The sequence below is a fragment of the Kribbella sp. NPDC050124 genome (assembly GCF_044460355.1).
Taxonomy (GTDB): Bacteria; Actinomycetota; Actinomycetes; order Propionibacteriales; family Kribbellaceae; genus Kribbella.
Genome location: NZ_JBITJU010000002.1, coordinates 274,357 through 289,144, shown reverse-complemented (window position 1 = coordinate 289,144; position 14,788 = coordinate 274,357). Strand labels below are relative to the sequence as shown.

Here is a 14,788-nt window from a genome sequence, read left to right as displayed (position 1 = left end):
GAGCTCCCGTCGTCCTACGGTCAACAACTGGCCGCGGGACAACATTGGCCCAAGCCGGGAGTCCCGAGACTACCTCATGACGCCCGACAGATGGACTTCCATTCCACCGTCACCACGCCCTTCTCACCCATAGTAAGCAAGCGCTCACTACCAGCCCCTATCTTCCCAACAACCCCCCGCCCCGAACCACCCACCTCCCCCAAAACTCACCTGCTGAGACAACCCACCCTGCGGTGTGGTCTGGAGAGGCTCTGGCAGGCGCTCTAGGCCGGTTTGCGCGGGTGAACCTGGCCGAGCCCTCGTGGGGTGCGCAGAACCGACTCCGAGACCGTCTGACGACCGCAGAGCGCGCTGTGGCCGCCGGATCGCCCGCGGTCTTGACGAAGTACCGGTCGTCGGCGGTCTGGACGCCGTACGAGATGTTGCCGGAGTCCTGGGTGTCGGAGCCGAAGCGAGCGAAGATGGTGCCGAGGTGGTCGAGGTAGGTGGACGGCTGGACCTGGATCTCGCCGGGGAACATCTGGCCGACCCTAGTCACGGCGCCGCCGCCCGGCGACCGAGTTTCGGAGGAACGCATGGCACTGGCTGATTTCCCGCGATACCCGTTGTTGTTCGGGCCGAGTCCGGTGCATCCGCTCGACCGGCTCAGCGCCCACCTGGGTGGCGCGCGGATCTGGGCGAAACGGGAGGACTGCAACTCCGGGCTCGCGTACGGCGGCAACAAGACGCGGAAGCTGGAGTACCTGATCCCCGACGCGCTCGCCCAGGGCGCGGACACGCTGGTCTCGATCGGCGGGTACCAGTCCAACCACACCCGGCAGGTCGCCGCGGTCGCCGCGAAGGTCGGCCTGAAGGCGGTGCTGGTCCAGGAGAACTGGGTCGAGTGGCCGGACGCGCTGAACGACCGGGTCGGCAACATCCTGCTCAGCCGGATCATGGGCGCCGAGGTCCGGCTCGACCCGGCCGGTTTCGGGATCGGCTTCAAGGACAGCTGGAAGCAGGCGCTCGCGGACGTCGAGGCGCGCGGCGGTACGCCGTACGCGATCCCGGCCGGCGCCTCGGACCACCGGCTCGGCGGGCTCGGGTTCGCGCAGTGGGCCTACGAGGTGGAGCAGCAGGAGCGCGAGCTCGGCGTCTTCTTCGACACCATCGTGGTCTGCTCGGTGACCGGCTCGACGCACGCCGGCATGATCGCCGGGTTCGCCGGGCAGAACCGGCCGCGGCGGGTGATCGGCATCGACGCGAGCGCCAAGCTGCAGGAGACCCGCGACCAGGTCGAGCGGATCGCCCGCGCCACCGCGGAGCTGATCGGGCTCGGTCGCGAGCTCCGCGACGACGAGATCACCGTGCTCGAGGGCTGGGCCGGCGACCTGTACGGCATCCCGGTGCAGTCGACGCTGGACGCGATCCGGCTGACCGGGGAGCTCGAAGGCATGATCATCGACCCCGTGTACGAAGGGAAGTCGATGGCCGGCCTGATCGACCTGATCCGGAACGGCGACATCGGCAAGGACTCCACCGTCCTGTACGCCCACCTCGGCGGCCAGCCCGCACTGAACGCATACAGCGGGCTGTTCCGCGCCTAGGTCGTGTCCTAACCGATGCCCGGCCCGACCAGGGTGCCGACGAAGTAGGTGAGGGCCGCGGCCAGGCCGCCGAGGATCAGCTGGCGGAGGCCGGAGTACCACCAGGAGCGGGATGTGACGCGGGAGACGATCGCGCCGCAGAGGAACAGGGAGCCCAGGGACAGGATCAGGGCGGGTACGACGTTGCCGGCGCCGAGCAGGTACGGCAGCAATGGGATGAACGCGCCGACGGCGAAGCAGATGAAGGAGGACGCTGCGGCGACCACGGGGTTCGGCAGGTCGTGCGGGTCGATGCCGAGCTCCTCGCGGACGTGTTCCTCGAGGGCCTGGTCCGGGTCGGTGTGGAACTGCTTGGCGACCTTGCTGGCCAGGTCCGGGTCGAGGCCCTTCGCGCGGTAGGTCTCGGCGAGCTCGATCTCCTCGTCGACCGGGTGCCGCTCGATCTCCTGACGCTCCAGCTCGATCTCCGCGCGGGCCAGCTCGCGCTGCGAGGCGACGGAGGTGTACTCCCCCGCCGCCATCGAGAACGCGCCCGCGGCCAGGCCGGCCAGCCCGGCCAGCACGATGAACTGCGAGCCGGACTCGGTGCCGCCGTCCATGCCGGCGATCAGGGCGAAGTTCGAGACCAGCCCGTCCATCGCCCCGAACACCGCCGGGCGCAGCCAGCCGCCGTTCACATCCCGGTGCGTGTGGTCCCCGAGATGCTCGGCCGAAACCTCAGGTCCGTCAGTCACGGGCCCCATCTGATCCGTTACTCGACTCGACCGGCTGCCGGGTGTCCGAGGCAGCCGATCCTCCGGCCGGCTCCGCCTCGGCGGAGTCTTCCGAGCTCCGCTCAGGAGCTGCGGAGGTCGCCTCGTCATGCTCCGACGACGTGCCGGGCTCGGCATCCGCGGTCGCGCCGGACTCGGCACCCGCGGTGGACTCGGCTCCTGCGGCGGTTGCGGTGGCGCCGACCGGAGCTGTGCTGTCTTCCGGCTTCGCTGGTTCGTCCGGCGCGTCGGTTGATGCCTCGGCGTCGTCGAGGGGCTGGCCGGCGGCGGGGCCGGTGGAGATGTCTTCCTGGCCCGGGTACTTGACGGCGCTGATCGCGAAGGCGACCACGGCGAGCACGAACAGGACGAACGAGGTCCAGACGTTCAGCCGCAGACCGAGGAAGTGGTTGACGGTGTCGATGCGCATGTTCTCGATCCACGCGCGGCCGGCGGTGTACGCGGCGACGTACAGAAAGAACGCGCGGCCGTGGCCGAGGGTGAAGCGGCGGCCGAGCAGGATGATCAGCGCGATCACGCCGACGTTCCAGAGCGCTTCGTACAGGAACGTCGGGTGGAAGGTGGCGAAGTCCTTGAAACCGGCCGGCCGCTCGTTGAAGCCGATCTCGAGGCCCCACGGCAGGTTCGTCGGCCGGCCGAACAGCTCCTGGTTGAAGTAGTTGCCGAACCGGCCGAAGATCTGCGCCAGCGCCAGCCCCGGCGCCATCGCGTCGGCGACCGCCAGGAACGGCACCTTGGCCCGCCGGCAGGCGATCCAGGCGCCGAGTGCGCCGAACCCGATCGCACCCCAGATACCGAGCCCGCCGTGCCAGATCTTCAGCGCGTCGATGGGGTTCTCGCCCGGGCCGAAGTACAGCTCGGCGTCGGTGACCACGTGGTAGATCCGGGAGCCGACCAGGCCGAACGGGATGGCCCAGAACATGATGTCGGCCAGCACCGTCGGCGACCCGCCGCGGGCGACCCACCGCCGGCGGCCGAGCCAGTAACCGGCGAAGATGCCGGCCAGGATGCACAGCGCGTAGGCGCGGATCGGCAGCGGACCGAGATGCCAGACACCCTGGCTCGGACTGGGAATGGACGCCGGAACGATCACGGCGGAGATCAGGCTAGACGGCATAGTAATCATGGCAAGCAGGAACGCTACTCGACCGTCCCCACCGCGGCCAGGAACTCGGGGTCACGATGGGGACTCGGTGCGTGAGCCTCAGCCGGCCGCCGCGGCCTCGTCGACGGCCTTCTGCAGGCCCTCGGCGGTCAGGCTGTCGGCTTCCAGCTGCTTGTCGTTGACGAAGACGGTCGGCGTCCCGGTCACCCCGCGGTCGTCCGCGGCCTTGGACACGGTGTCGAGCCAGCCCGCGTAGCTGTTGTCCCGCACCGCCTGCTCGAACTTCGCGTCGTCGATACCCAGCTGCTTGCCCAGCTCGATCAGCTGGTCGGTGGTCCACGACTTCGAGAAGTCGGCGTACATCTCGTCGGCGTAGCTCAGCGCCTTGCCGTTCGCGGCCGCAGCGGCGAAGGCGTTGGCCAGCCGCGGCGAGGCGTCGGGGTTCACGAAGCTCAGCGGCCAGTAGGTCAGCGTGGCGGTGCCGTCCTGGACCAGCTTGTCGACGGTCGCGCCGGTCTCCTCGTGGAACTCCGCGCAGTGCGGGCAGCGGAAGTCCAGGTAGATGTCGATATGCGCCTTGGCGCCTTCCTGGCCGACCGTGACGCCCTTGCCCGAGGTGCCTGGTCCCTGGATCACGGCCGGCTCGGGGCGGCCGTTCGAGCTCACCTCGACCTTGGAGTGGCTGCGCCAGTACTGCACTCCGACACCGCCGGCCAGAGCCAGCACCAGCACGATCACCACGACGATCCCGGGCGAGATCCACCGCTTCTTCTGCTGCAGCAGCGGGTTCACGGGAGGTTTGGTCTTGCTCACGACGCCGGGGCTCCTGTCGGGGGTGTATGCGGATCGGACTCGAGGGCGAACTTACTCACCGGGTTCAACCACAGCCAGACTGCCAGCAGCAGCAGGCCGAGGTCCCGCAGGATCTCCTGCAGGTACTTCGTGTCACCCGGGGCGACCTGCCCGCCGCCGCCGAAGCAGCCGCAGTCGATCGCCAGGCCGCGCGCCCAGGCGGAGGCCACCGCGGCAATGAACACGACCATGAAAACACCCGCGGCGACCGCCGCGGCGCGGACACCGAAACCGACGATCAACAGCAATCCGATCGCGATCTCCAGGAACGGCAGTCCCCAGCCGACCGGCGCGACCAGCGCCTCCGGCAGCAGTTCGTACGCGCGGACCGCCTGGGACGCGGTCTCCGGATCGGTCACCTTCAACGCGCCGGCCACCAGCATCACGCCGCCGAGCACCAGCCGCGCCGCCAAAGACACCCAGGGAAACCAAGACTGGTGCTTCGCACGAAAAGCAGAAGAAGTTGAAGGGGCCTTCACTGGTTGTCCGCCACCAGCTTTCCGAAGTCGTGCGCCAGGTCGCCGATGGCGGCGTTCGACAACCAGAGCACGTTCGCCTTGTCGGTCTTGCCGAAACCGAGCACCTGCGCACCGTGGCCGACCTCGTAACCGCCGGACGGCAACTTCTTCATGCCCTCCACCGGTACGCCGACGGCCTTCGCGATGGTCTTGATCTCGGTCAGCGACCCGGTCAGCCCCACGAAGGCCGGGTCGAAACGGTCCAGGTACTTACGCATCACCGGGCCGGTGTCGCGGGACGGGTCGGTGGTGATGAACAACACCTGCACCTGGTCCCGGACCGGCTCGTCCAGCTTGGTCAGCGCGGACGCCACGTCGGCCATCACGGTCGGGCAGACGTCCGGGCAGTTGGTGTAGCCGAAGAACACCAGCGTGACCGGCTTCTTGGTCGAGGTGACCAGGTTGAACGAGTTGCCGGCGGTGTCGGTCAGGGTCTGGGCGGGCATCGCGTACGGCCGGTCCAGCGCCGCCCCCCGCAACCCGTTCGGGTCCTGGGTGGTGCGGATGACCGCGCCACCGGGGTTGTCCGCCTGTTCCTTGTCCTTGCCGCTGCAGCCCGCGAGGGCGAGCAGAGCCACCGCGGCGAGCAGAAGGGCCGCGTTTCTGGTTCGACTCACGGCGTGTTCAACGACCGGCGGCGGCGCGAGGTTCCCGTCGGACACCCTCGGCCAGCTCTTCGGTGAGCTCGCGTACGGCGGCCGGACCGCCGTCCCCGAGCGCCTTGACCAGCGCCGCGCCGACGATCGCCGCGTCCGCGAACGCCGCCACCCCGGCCGCCTGGTCCCCGTTCGAGATCCCGAGGCCGACACCGACCGGTACGTCGGTCGCCGCCTTCACCCGCGCGACCAACGGCGCCGCGAGCTCCGACGGCTTGTCCCGCGCACCGGTGACGCCCATCACGGCAGTCGCGTAGACGAACCCGCGACAGGCGGCCGTCGTCATCGCGATCCGCTCGTCGGTCGACGACGGCGAGACCAGGAACACCTTGTCCAGGTCGTGCTTGTCCGCCGCTGCGATCCACTCCGCGCCCTCGTCCGGGATCAGGTCGGGCGTGATCAGCCCGGCTCCCCCGGCGCTCGCGAAGTCGGCCGCGAACCGGTCCACGCCGTACCGCTCGATCGGGTTCCAGTACGTCATCACGAGCACCGGGACGTCGGAGTACGCCGCGATCTTCTCGACCGTGCTGAGCACGTCCCGGGTCCGCAGGCCACCGGCGAGCGCGATCTCGGTGGCCCGCTGGATGGTGACGCCGTCCATCACCGGGTCGCTGTACGGCAGGCCGAGCTCGAGTACGTCGGCGCCGCCGTCGACCAGCGCCTTCAGGCCGTCCAGCGCACCGTCGTACGTCGGGTAACCCGCCGGCAGGTACCCGACCAGGGCACCGCGGCCCACGTCGTTGGCCTTCCGGACCGCGACCCCGGCCTTGCCGAGGGCAACGAGTTCACTCACGTCCGGTCTCCTTGCCCCCGAGGCCGAACCAGGCGGCGGCCGTGTCCATGTCCTTGTCGCCACGGCCGGACAGGTTCACCAGAATGGTTGCCTCCGGCCCGAGTTCCGTCGCGATGTCGAGCGCGCCGGCGACCGCGTGCGCGGACTCGATCGCCGGGATGATGCCCTCGGTCCGCGACAGCAGCCGGAACGCGTCCATCGCCTCGGCGTCGGTGATCGGCCGGTACGACGCCCGCCCGGTCTCGGCCAGCCACGCGTGCTCCGGCCCGACGCCCGGGTAGTCCAGCCCGGCCGAGATCGAGTGCGACTCGATCGTCTGCCCGTCCTCGTCCTGCAGCAGGAACGACCGGGCGCCGTGCAGTACGCCGACCTGCCCGGCAGAGATCGTGGCCGCGTGCCGGCCGGTGTCGAGGCCTTCGCCACCGGGCTCGACGCCGTACAGCTTGACGTTCTCGTCCGGGATGAACGCCGCGAACAGGCCGATCGCGTTCGAGCCGCCGCCGACCGAGGCGACCGCGGCGTCCGGGAGCTTGCCGAGCAGCTCGAGCGACTGCGCCCGGGCCTCGTCGCCGATCCCGCGGACGAAGTCGCGCACCATCGCCGGGAACGGGTGCGAACCGGCCGCCGTGCCGAGGATGTAGTGCGTCTTGTCGACACTGGCGACCCAGTCCCGCAGCGCCTCGTTGATCGCGTCCTTCAGGGTCCGGCTGCCGGTCTTGACCGAGATCACCTCGGCGCCGAGCAGCTTCATCCGCGCCACGTTCAGCGCCTGCCGCTCGGTGTCGACCTCGCCCATGTAGACCACGCACTCGAGGTCCAGGTACGCGCAGGCGGTCGCGGTCGCGACGCCGTGCTGACCGGCGCCGGTCTCCGCGATCACCCGGGTCTTGCCCATCCGCTTGGTGAGCAGCGCCTGGCCGATCGCGTTGCGGATCTTGTGCGCGCCGGTGTGGTTCAGGTCCTCGCGCTTCAGCAGGATCCGGGCGCCGGCCACGTCCGACAGCCGGGTCGCGTCGTACAGCAGGCTCGGCGCGCCGATGTACTGGTTCAGCATCCGCTCGAACTCACCGGTGAACGCCGGGTCGGCCATCGCCTCCCGCCACGCCTTGGTGAGCTCGTCGAGCGGCGCGATCAGCGCCTCCGGCATGAACCTGCCGCCGAAACGGCCGAAGTGCCCGAACTGGTCGGGCAGCACAGTTGTCATCCGACAAACCTTCCAAAACCCGGCTCTGCAGCGCGGGAGAGTGTCTGACCCGTGCCGTGTGGACCGGCCGGGTTCTAGTGGCGCTGCTGAATGGCGGGGTGCGATCCGGCAGCGACCAGGTCGGCGACCGAGGCGCGAGGATCGCGGCCGGTCACCAGGGTTTCACCGACGAGGACGACATCGGCCCCGGCTCGCGCGAACTCGATTACATCATGCGGGCCGCGGACCCCGGACTCCGCCACCCGGATCAGCTGCGACGGGATCGTCGGCGCGATCCGGGCGAAGGTGTCCCGGTCGACCTCGAGGGTCTTCAGGTTCCGGTTGTTCACGCCGATCAGCTGAGCTCCGGCGTCCACCGCACGCCGGGTCTCCTCCTCGTCGTGCACCTCGACCAGCGGACACAGCCCGATCGAGTGGGCCCGCTCGATCAGCGAGACCAGCGCCTCCTGCTCCAGCGCCGCGACGATCAGCAGCACCATGTCGGCGCCGGCCGCGCGGGCCTCCCAGAGCTGGTAGGAGGAGATGATGAAGTCCTTGCGCAGCACGGGTACGTCGACCCGGCCGCGCACCGCCCGCAGGTCGTCCAGGCTGCCGTTGAACCGGCGCTGCTCGGTGAGCACCGAGATCGCGGCCGCGCCGCCCTCCTCGTACTCCCCGGCCAGCGCCGCCGGGTCGGTGATCTCGGCCAGCTCGCCCTTGGACGGGCTGGAACGCTTCACCTCCGCGATGATCGCGATCCCGTCGCCGCGGAAGATCGGCATCGGGTCCTTGGCGTCCGGCTTGCGCTGCGCCTCCAGCTTGAGATCGTCCAGGCTGACCCGCGCCTGGCGCTCCGCGAGGTCCTCCCGGACCCCGGCGAGGATGTCGTCAAGCACCGTCATGTTCGTGGTCTCCTCAGTGGTGGCCGTCGGCCGGGACACCGAAGCCGAGCAGCTGCATCACCTTGCCGGTCAGCGCGCCGAGCACGGCGATGCCGACCGAGATCCAGAACAGCACCCAGTTCGGCCCGAGCACCATCGCGATGGCGCCCAGGGTGAAAGCGATCAGCACGATGGTCACGGCGGTCCAGGCCGCCGGGCTGTTGCCGTGCAGGTCGTGAGCCTCCTCGCTCACCTGCGTCACCGCTTGATCCGCCGTCGTATTGTCCATGGTGGCGCCCACTCCTCGTCGTCGTCCCGTCCTATTGTGGCGGTAGCCCGCCGCGATCAGAGAGTCGGGTCCTCCCCGGCGTCGATCGCCTTCCACTGATCGGCTCCGTGATCCGCCCCACTCGCGGCCGGATCACGCTCGTAACGGGCCGTAGGACGCCGCCAGCGGTGCGCTGTCAGCAGCGCGATCAGCCCAGCCGCGACCAAAGCCACTCCCCCGGCCAGCGCGAACCAGGGAGCCACTCCATTGCTCAGTACGACGCTGTCGGTGACCGCCTGGCTCAGCTCGGGCCGGATCCGGCTCAGCTCGTCCGTGTCCGGACGCACCTGCAAGGCGACACCGATCGCGGCGACCCCCATCAGCAAGACCAGTGCGCCCAGCACGCGGCGCAACGCCGTACCGGCGAGTTTCGTAACGACCACAGCGACCACAGAGGCCAGGGCGAGCGTCACCGGCGCCTTGGTGACCGTGTAGCCGTTGAAGTCCACCACTGGGCGGCCGCTGCCCGGGTCGGCCGACGACCAGGTCAGGTAGGCGGACAACCCGAGCAGAGCCAGCGCCGCAACGGTGAACAGGTCAACGAGTCGCTGCGATCGCATCAGACATCACTGAACGTTCCGGCGACAGCGATCGCGTTGAGCACGGCGGCGGCCTTGGTCCGGCATTCCGCGTCCTCCGCTGCCGGGTCGGAGTCGGCCACGATCCCGGCACCGGCCTGGACGTACGCCGTCGTGCCGCGCAGCACCGCGGTCCGGATCGCGATCGCGGTGTCGGCGTCACCGGCGAAGTCGAGGTAGCCGACGACACCGCCGTACACGCCGCGCCGGGTCACCTCGAGCTTGTCGATGATCTCCATCGCCCGCGGCTTCGGTGCCCCGGACAACGTTCCGGCCGGGAACGCGGCGGTCAGCGCGTCGAACGCGGTCTTGCCGGCCGCCAGCTGCCCGGTGACCGTCGACTCGAGGTGCATGACGTGGCTGTAGCGCCGGACGTCCATGAAGTCGACCACCTCGACGGTGCCGGGCGCGCAGACCCGGCCGACGTCGTTGCGGCCGAGGTCGACCAGCATCAGGTGCTCGGCCCGCTCCTTCGCGTCGGCCCGCAGCTCCTCCTCCAGCGCGTGGTCCTCCTCCGGCGTCGCGCCGCGGCGGCGGGTGCCGGCGATCGGGTGCAGGATCACCTTGTTCTCGGTGACCTTGACCAGCGCCTCCGGGCTGGAGCCGACGATGTCGAACCCGTCCAGGCGGACCAGGTACATGTACGGACTCGGGTTCGACCGGCGGAGCACCCGGTAGATGTCCAGCGCGCTCGCCGACGTCTGCAGCTCGAACCGCTGCGACACGACGATCTGGAACGCCTCGCCCGCCCGGATCTCCTCCTTGGCGTGCTCGACCGCCTGCCGGTACTCCGCGCTCGACCGCTGCCGGTGCGGCTCGGGCTGCGCGGTCCGATCGGCGCGGACGACGTACGACGGGGTCGGCTCGGCCAGGTCCGCCTCCATCGCGTCGAGCCGGCGGACCGCGTCCGCGTAGGCCTCGTCGACGCGCTCGTCGGAGTCGTCCCAGTTCACCGCGTTCGCGATCAGCCAGATCTCGCCGGTCTCGTGGTCGAGCGCGGCCAGGTCGGTGGCGAACAGGAAGGTCAGCTCGGGCAGGCCGAGGTCGTCGGTCGTTGTGTCCGGCAACCGCTCCAGCCGGCGGACCGCGTCGTACCCGAGGAAGCCGACCATGCCGCCGGTCAACGGGGGCAGGCCGGGCAGCCGCGGCGTGTGCAGGATCTCTACCGTCTCGCGGAGCGCCTGCAGCGGGTCACCGTGATCCGGGAGGCCGACGGGCGGGTTGCCGGTCCAGACGGCCTGGCCGTCGCGCTCGGTGAGCGTCGCGGTGGACCGGACGCCGATGAACGAGTAGCGGGACCAGACGCCGCCGTTCTCCGCCGACTCCAGCAGGAAGGTGCCTTCACGCTCGGCGGCGAGCTTGCCGTACACCCCGATCGGCGTTTCGGCGTCCGCGAGCAGCCGGCGCGTCACCGGGATCACCCGGCGGTCCTTGGCGTACTCGCGGAAGGTCTCCAGGCTCGGGCTGTTCACGGTTTCTTGGATCTCCAGGCTCACGGCTTGACCTCGATCTCGCCGTGCTCGAAGCAGCTGCGGGTCCCGGTGTGGCAGGCCGGACCCTCCTGGTCGACCAGGACCAGCAGGGTGTCGGCGTCGCAGTCGACGAGGATCTGCTTGACGTGCTGACGATGGCCGCTGGTCTCGCCCTTCACCCAGTACTCCTGCCGGCTGCGGGACCAGAACGTGCTCCGCTTGGTCTCCGCGGTACGGCGTACCGCCTCGGCGTTCATCCAGCCCACCATCAGGACCTCACGCGTGTCGTACTGCTGCACCACTGCCGGGATCAGCCCGGCCGCGTCGAAGGTCAGCTCGTCGATACTCACCCGGCTATTGTCCCCGATCCCCGGTGGCCTTCTGACCACGGTCCGGAACTGCGAGGATGGCCCGATGCCGAGGATGACGGAACTGCTGCGCGAGCACCCGGTGGTCGACGGTCACAACGACCTGCCGATCGCCTTCTACGAGCTGTGCGGCTACGACCTGGACGCGCACGACCTGAGCGGCCCGGTCCCGCAACTGCACACCGACCTGCCGCGACTGCGGGAGGGCCACGTCGGCGCCCAGTTCTGGTCGCTGTGGGTGCCGCAGGACGAGCACGCCGTACGGCGCACGTTCGAGCAGCTCGACTTCGTCCGGCGACTGGTCGAGCGCTTCCCGGCGGACCTCGAGCTGACGTCCTCGGCCGACGACGTGGAGGCGGCGATCAAGGCCGGCCGGATCGCGTCGCTGATGGGGATGGAGGGCGGTCACTCGATCGGGGAGTCGCTCGGCGTGCTCCGGGTGATGCGTGCGCTCGGCGTCCGGTACATGACCTTGACGCACAACAACAACGTGTCGTGGGCGGACTCTGCGACCGACGAGCCGGTGCTCGGCGGGCTGAACGACTTCGGCGAGCAGGTGGTCCGGGAGATGAACCGGATCGGCATGCTGGTCGACCTGTCCCACGTGTCCGCGGACACCATGCGGCATGCGCTCCGGGTGACGAGCGCGCCGGTGATCTTCAGCCACTCGTCGGCGCGGGCGGTGTGCGATGTACCGCGGAACGCGCCCGACGACGTGCTGGAGACGCTCGCGCGCAACGACGGTGTGTGCATGGTCACGTTCGTGCCGGCGTTCGTGTCGCAGCGGTACGTCGACTGGATCGCGGCCGCTCGCGAGGCGGTGCCGGACCTGAACCCGCTCCGCCCGGACGACCAGGTCAAGCTGTCCGAGGTGTACGACGTCCCGAAGCCGACGGTCACCCTGGACGACGTGGTAGAGCACATCGAGCACGTCCGCGGGATCGCCGGCGTCGACCACATCGGGATCGGCGGCGACTACGACGGGTGCCCGGAGTTCCCCGAGGAGCTGCCGGACGTGGCGTCGTACCCGGTGTTGTTCCAGGCGCTGGCGGATCGCGGCTGGAACGACACCGAGCTGGCAAAACTTGCTGGCGGCAACATCCTCCGGGTGCTCCGGGCCGCCGATGACGCTGCGGGTTAGCCCTTGCGGTAGACGTCTCGCTTGTCGCCGAGTTGCTCGAAGCCGGCCGACCGGTAGGTGGCGACCGCGCCGACGTTGAAGGCCGGCGTGGCGACGGTCGCGCTCGACGCGCCCAGCTCCTGCAGAGCGCGGGCTGCTGCGATCGTGATCGCCTCACCGTATCGGCGGCCGCGGTGGGCCCGGTGCACACCCATCGGCTCGAGCAACCCTGGTCGACCCTCGCCGGCCGACCAGACTGTCACCCCGGCGACCGCCTCGCCCTGCTCGTTGCGGGCGATCAGGCACTGTGCGTCGTCGTACGGCGCTCCGGCTGCCATCGCGTGCCAGCGCTCGTCGGTGAACGTCGACCCGTCGAACGAGGCCCGCTGGACCGCGATCCGCTCGGCCGCCTGCTCCGGCCCGACCACCTCGACGCGCAGACCCGGATCCGAAACCGGCGTGCTGAGGTCACGCCGCAGCGGGACCCACGGGTCGTCGAAGTCCCAGCCGTCTTTGTGCAGGAGCTCCGGGACGAGCGATCCCGTCGGCGCCTCGACGTACACCTTGCCCTCGATCAGTACGTCGCGCTCCGGCAACGACACGTCCTCCGCAACCCGCTGCGCCAGCTCCTCGTCACGCTGGAGCTCCGGCGCGATCGCGAGCCGCAACAGCTCGGGGTCGTCCAGCATGCCGACCGCAACTACCTCCCCGCCCCGGCTCCACGTCCGCACCGCCGCCGCGGTCCGCTCGCCGCCGAACCGCCAGAACCACCCCAGGTCGCCCGGGTGCAGCTGCATCGGCGCCCCGTCGACCTGCCACTCCCGCAACACCCGCACCACGCCATCAAGCCCGTCGACCTCCGGCCTGCCCATCACAATCACCATCCCCCGATCACACACCACCCCACCGACACTCCGCATCCGGGTTTCCGCGCGGCGACTTTGTGCACCCGATCCGTAGATCTGGCGTCTCGCCGTACGGATCTGGCGCACAAGGTGGGGTTATCCACAAGGGGTTCGGCGGCGGGGTGGTGGTTTGGGTGAGGCTTTGGGGGTGGAGAGGCTTGGGGAGGAGGTGCGGGCGCGGCTGGTCAGCGGCTTGGGCCGGCCGTTGGGACATGGGGAGTTGCGGCGGCTCGGGCTACAGAAGTACGACGTCGAGCGGCTGTTGCGCAACGGCGGGCTGCAACGGGCGCACGCTCAGTACGTCGGGGGGAACCTCGACCCACGGCTGGCCCGGATAGCGTGTGCTCAGGCGGCGCACCCGCGATCGGTCATCAGCCACTTCACGGCGGCCGAGCTGACCGGGCTCCGGGTCTGGACGAGCTCGACCGGGCGGCCGGCTCCGGACACGGTGTGGCTCAGCTGCGAACCTGGCCGCAGGCGTAATCTCAAGCGAGCCGACATACTGCTGCGCAAGGCCGGCCTGACGGAGGCCGATCTCGAGCTCCGGCACGGCCTGTGGATCACCTCGGACGCCCGAACCACGGTCGACCTGGCCCGGGAATTGCCGCTTCGTGAGGCTGTGGTGACCGTAGACCACGCTCTGTCCAGATCGGTGTCCCGCGCTGATCTCGAGGCAGTGCTGGATCGCCAATACCGCTGGCCTGGTGTACGGCGGGCGCGCGTGGCGGTTGCTTTTGGCAATCCACGCTCGGAGTCGGCGCTCGAATCGTACGCGCGGGCGGTGTTCGCGGAGGCCGGGCTGCCCGCTCCAGTCCTCCAGGTTCAGTTCTGGGACGGCCATCGCTGGCTGCCGGAGCGAGTCGATCTCTGGTGGCCCGAGGTCCGCACGATCGGCGAGGCGGACGGTCTGCAGAAGTTCGAGGCTGCGACGCCCGAGGAACGTCGCCGGTTGCTGCGGCGTTCGTTCGAGCGCGACCAGCGACTGGCGGATCGTGGCGTCGAACTCGTCCACTTCGGCTGGGAGGACGCCGTACGACGCCCCGGGCAGCTCGCTGCTCGCCTCCGGGCCGCCTTCGCCCGCGGCTCCCGCCGGACCGGCCCCGCGCCCACCTGGCGCGTCACCCCCGCCTAGCCACCGCGGCCCCCCCGAGCCTCCGGCCCGTTTCCAGCTCGACTTTGTGCACGGCATCCGTACGGCGTTCGCCGATTCGGACGGATCTGGTGCACAAAGTCGATCTCGGCGGGTGCGGGGTGGGGTGGGGTTTGCGTTGTGGGGGATCGGGCACGGGGCGGGCTCAGTGATGTCGAGAGGTTGGAGTAGTTGTGCTGACGCTGACCGAGAACGCGACTCTGGTGATCAAGAGCATCACGGGAGTCGAGGGTGCGCCGGAAGGCGCCGGGGTACGGATCTCGCAGGAGGATCCGGCCAACCCCGCGCTGGCGGTGACGACCACGGAAGCGCCGCGCCCGGGTGACCAGGTGGTCGAGGAGGCCGGAGCGCGCGTCTTCCTCGAGGAGAACGCGGCGAACGCCCTGGACGACAAGATCCTGGACGCGGCGGTCGACGACAAGGGCGGCGTCGAGTTCCTGCTGGTACCCCAGCCGGGGACCGGACGGGAGAACGGTGCCGCCCCGACTCCCTGAGTCGATCGTGTGAGATGGACGGCCGG

17 protein-coding genes are annotated in these 14,788 nt (G+C 69.9%); 4 read left to right on the top strand and 13 right to left on the bottom strand.

Annotation, left to right across the window (positions count from 1 at the left end):
* Positions 1 to 575: 575 nt before the first annotated feature.
* Positions 576 to 1,586: a 1-aminocyclopropane-1-carboxylate deaminase gene (locus ACIBL3_RS08270; RefSeq protein WP_396352575.1), complete on the top strand. Its 1,011-nt coding sequence runs from the start codon at positions 576 to 578 to the stop codon at positions 1,584 to 1,586.
* An 8-nt stretch (positions 1,587 to 1,594) separates the two neighbouring features.
* Here the strand turns inward: ACIBL3_RS08270 and ACIBL3_RS08265 are convergent, their stop codons facing one another.
* From ACIBL3_RS08265 to hisI, 12 genes are all read right to left on the bottom strand, one after another.
* Positions 1,595 to 2,320 (bottom strand): VIT1/CCC1 transporter family protein, encoded by a 726-nt coding sequence (locus ACIBL3_RS08265; protein WP_396352574.1) that lies wholly within the window; start codon positions 2,318 to 2,320, stop codon positions 1,595 to 1,597.
* A complete protein-coding gene (lgt, locus tag ACIBL3_RS08260) occupies positions 2,313 to 3,476 on the bottom strand; it encodes a prolipoprotein diacylglyceryl transferase (RefSeq protein WP_396352573.1) in 1,164 nt (387 codons plus the stop codon). Before lgt ends, ACIBL3_RS08265 begins: the two co-directional genes overlap by 8 nt.
* Before the next feature lie 87 nt (positions 3,477 to 3,563).
* The gene (locus ACIBL3_RS08255; RefSeq protein WP_396352572.1) at positions 3,564 to 4,277 is read right to left on the bottom strand and encodes a DsbA family protein; all 714 of its coding nucleotides are present in this window, start codon (positions 4,275 to 4,277) and stop codon (positions 3,564 to 3,566) included.
* Positions 4,274 to 4,735, bottom strand: a complete 462-nt coding sequence (locus ACIBL3_RS08250; protein ID WP_396352571.1) for a MauE/DoxX family redox-associated membrane protein — start codon at positions 4,733 to 4,735, stop codon at positions 4,274 to 4,276. Before ACIBL3_RS08250 ends, ACIBL3_RS08255 begins: the two co-directional genes overlap by 4 nt.
* 56 nt (positions 4,736 to 4,791) lie before the next feature.
* Positions 4,792 to 5,451 (bottom strand): SCO family protein, encoded by a 660-nt coding sequence (locus ACIBL3_RS08245; protein ID WP_396352570.1) that lies wholly within the window; start codon positions 5,449 to 5,451, stop codon positions 4,792 to 4,794.
* 7 nt (positions 5,452 to 5,458) lie between these two features.
* On the bottom strand, positions 5,459 to 6,283 hold the full coding sequence (gene trpA / locus ACIBL3_RS08240; protein WP_396352569.1) for a tryptophan synthase subunit alpha: 825 nt from the start codon (positions 6,281 to 6,283) through the stop codon (positions 5,459 to 5,461).
* On the bottom strand, positions 6,276 to 7,487 hold the full coding sequence (gene trpB / locus ACIBL3_RS08235) for a tryptophan synthase subunit beta (protein ID WP_396352568.1): 1,212 nt from the start codon (positions 7,485 to 7,487) through the stop codon (positions 6,276 to 6,278). The genes trpA and trpB overlap by 8 nt, the downstream gene beginning before the upstream one ends.
* Positions 7,488 to 7,561: 74 nt before the next feature.
* Complete coding sequence (gene trpC, locus ACIBL3_RS08230; protein ID WP_396352567.1) at positions 7,562 to 8,368, bottom strand: indole-3-glycerol phosphate synthase TrpC; 807 nt, start codon at positions 8,366 to 8,368, stop codon at positions 7,562 to 7,564.
* A 13-nt stretch (positions 8,369 to 8,381) separates the two neighbouring features.
* A complete protein-coding gene (locus ACIBL3_RS08225) occupies positions 8,382 to 8,636 on the bottom strand; it encodes an HGxxPAAW family protein (protein WP_396352566.1) in 255 nt (84 codons plus the stop codon).
* Between the two features lie 56 nt (positions 8,637 to 8,692).
* Positions 8,693 to 9,235 carry a Trp biosynthesis-associated membrane protein gene (locus tag ACIBL3_RS08220; RefSeq protein WP_396352565.1) on the bottom strand — a complete coding sequence of 181 codons (543 nt, stop codon included), beginning with the start codon at positions 9,233 to 9,235 and terminating at the stop codon, positions 8,693 to 8,695.
* Positions 9,235 to 10,749, bottom strand: coding sequence for an anthranilate synthase component I (locus ACIBL3_RS08215; protein WP_396352564.1), 1,515 nt, complete (start codon positions 10,747 to 10,749; stop codon positions 9,235 to 9,237). Before ACIBL3_RS08215 ends, ACIBL3_RS08220 begins: the two co-directional genes overlap by 1 nt.
* Positions 10,746 to 11,075, bottom strand: coding sequence for a phosphoribosyl-AMP cyclohydrolase (gene hisI, locus ACIBL3_RS08210; RefSeq protein WP_132211951.1), 330 nt, complete (start codon positions 11,073 to 11,075; stop codon positions 10,746 to 10,748). The genes ACIBL3_RS08215 and hisI overlap by 4 nt, the downstream gene beginning before the upstream one ends.
* A 64-nt stretch (positions 11,076 to 11,139) precedes the next feature.
* On the opposite strand from hisI, the gene ACIBL3_RS08205 reads away from it, so the two are divergent.
* Positions 11,140 to 12,234, top strand: coding sequence for a dipeptidase (locus ACIBL3_RS08205; RefSeq protein WP_396352563.1), 1,095 nt, complete (start codon positions 11,140 to 11,142; stop codon positions 12,232 to 12,234).
* Here the strand turns inward: ACIBL3_RS08205 and ACIBL3_RS08200 are convergent.
* Positions 12,231 to 13,085: a GNAT family N-acetyltransferase gene (locus ACIBL3_RS08200; protein ID WP_396352562.1), complete on the bottom strand. Its 855-nt coding sequence runs from the start codon at positions 13,083 to 13,085 to the stop codon at positions 12,231 to 12,233. The genes ACIBL3_RS08205 and ACIBL3_RS08200 overlap by 4 nt on opposite strands.
* Before the next feature lie 181 nt (positions 13,086 to 13,266).
* Here ACIBL3_RS08200 and ACIBL3_RS08195 point away from each other — a divergent pair, with 181 nt between their 5' ends.
* Both ACIBL3_RS08195 and ACIBL3_RS08190 read left to right on the top strand, forming a co-directional pair.
* Positions 13,267 to 14,250, top strand: coding sequence for a hypothetical protein (locus ACIBL3_RS08195; RefSeq protein WP_396352561.1), 984 nt, complete (start codon positions 13,267 to 13,269; stop codon positions 14,248 to 14,250).
* Between the two features lie 191 nt (positions 14,251 to 14,441).
* Positions 14,442 to 14,762, top strand: a complete 321-nt coding sequence (locus tag ACIBL3_RS08190; RefSeq protein WP_396352560.1) for a Fe-S cluster assembly protein HesB — start codon at positions 14,442 to 14,444, stop codon at positions 14,760 to 14,762.
* The last annotated feature ends 26 nt before the right edge of the window (positions 14,763 to 14,788 follow it).

What these genes read in the sequence shown, in the direction of transcription:
- ACIBL3_RS08205 (WP_396352563.1), top strand. Translation starts at nt 11,140, where the DNA reads ATGCCGAGGATGACGGAACTGCTGCGCGAGCACCCGGTGGTCGACGGT.
- lgt (WP_396352573.1), bottom strand. Translation starts at nt 3,476, where the DNA reads ATGCCGTCTAGCCTGATCTCCGCCGTGATCGTTCCGGCGTCCATTCCC.
- ACIBL3_RS08220 (WP_396352565.1), bottom strand. Translation starts at nt 9,235, where the DNA reads ATGCGATCGCAGCGACTCGTTGACCTGTTCACCGTTGCGGCGCTGGCT.
- ACIBL3_RS08225 (WP_396352566.1), bottom strand. Translation starts at nt 8,636, where the DNA reads ATGGACAATACGACGGCGGATCAAGCGGTGACGCAGGTGAGCGAGGAG.
- trpB (WP_396352568.1), bottom strand. Translation starts at nt 7,487, where the DNA reads ATGACAACTGTGCTGCCCGACCAGTTCGGGCACTTCGGCCGTTTCGGC.
- ACIBL3_RS08200 (WP_396352562.1), bottom strand. Translation starts at nt 13,085, where the DNA reads ATGGGCAGGCCGGAGGTCGACGGGCTTGATGGCGTGGTGCGGGTGTTG.
- trpC (WP_396352567.1), bottom strand. Translation starts at nt 8,368, where the DNA reads ATGACGGTGCTTGACGACATCCTCGCCGGGGTCCGGGAGGACCTCGCG.
- ACIBL3_RS08270 (WP_396352575.1), top strand. Translation starts at nt 576, where the DNA reads ATGGCACTGGCTGATTTCCCGCGATACCCGTTGTTGTTCGGGCCGAGT.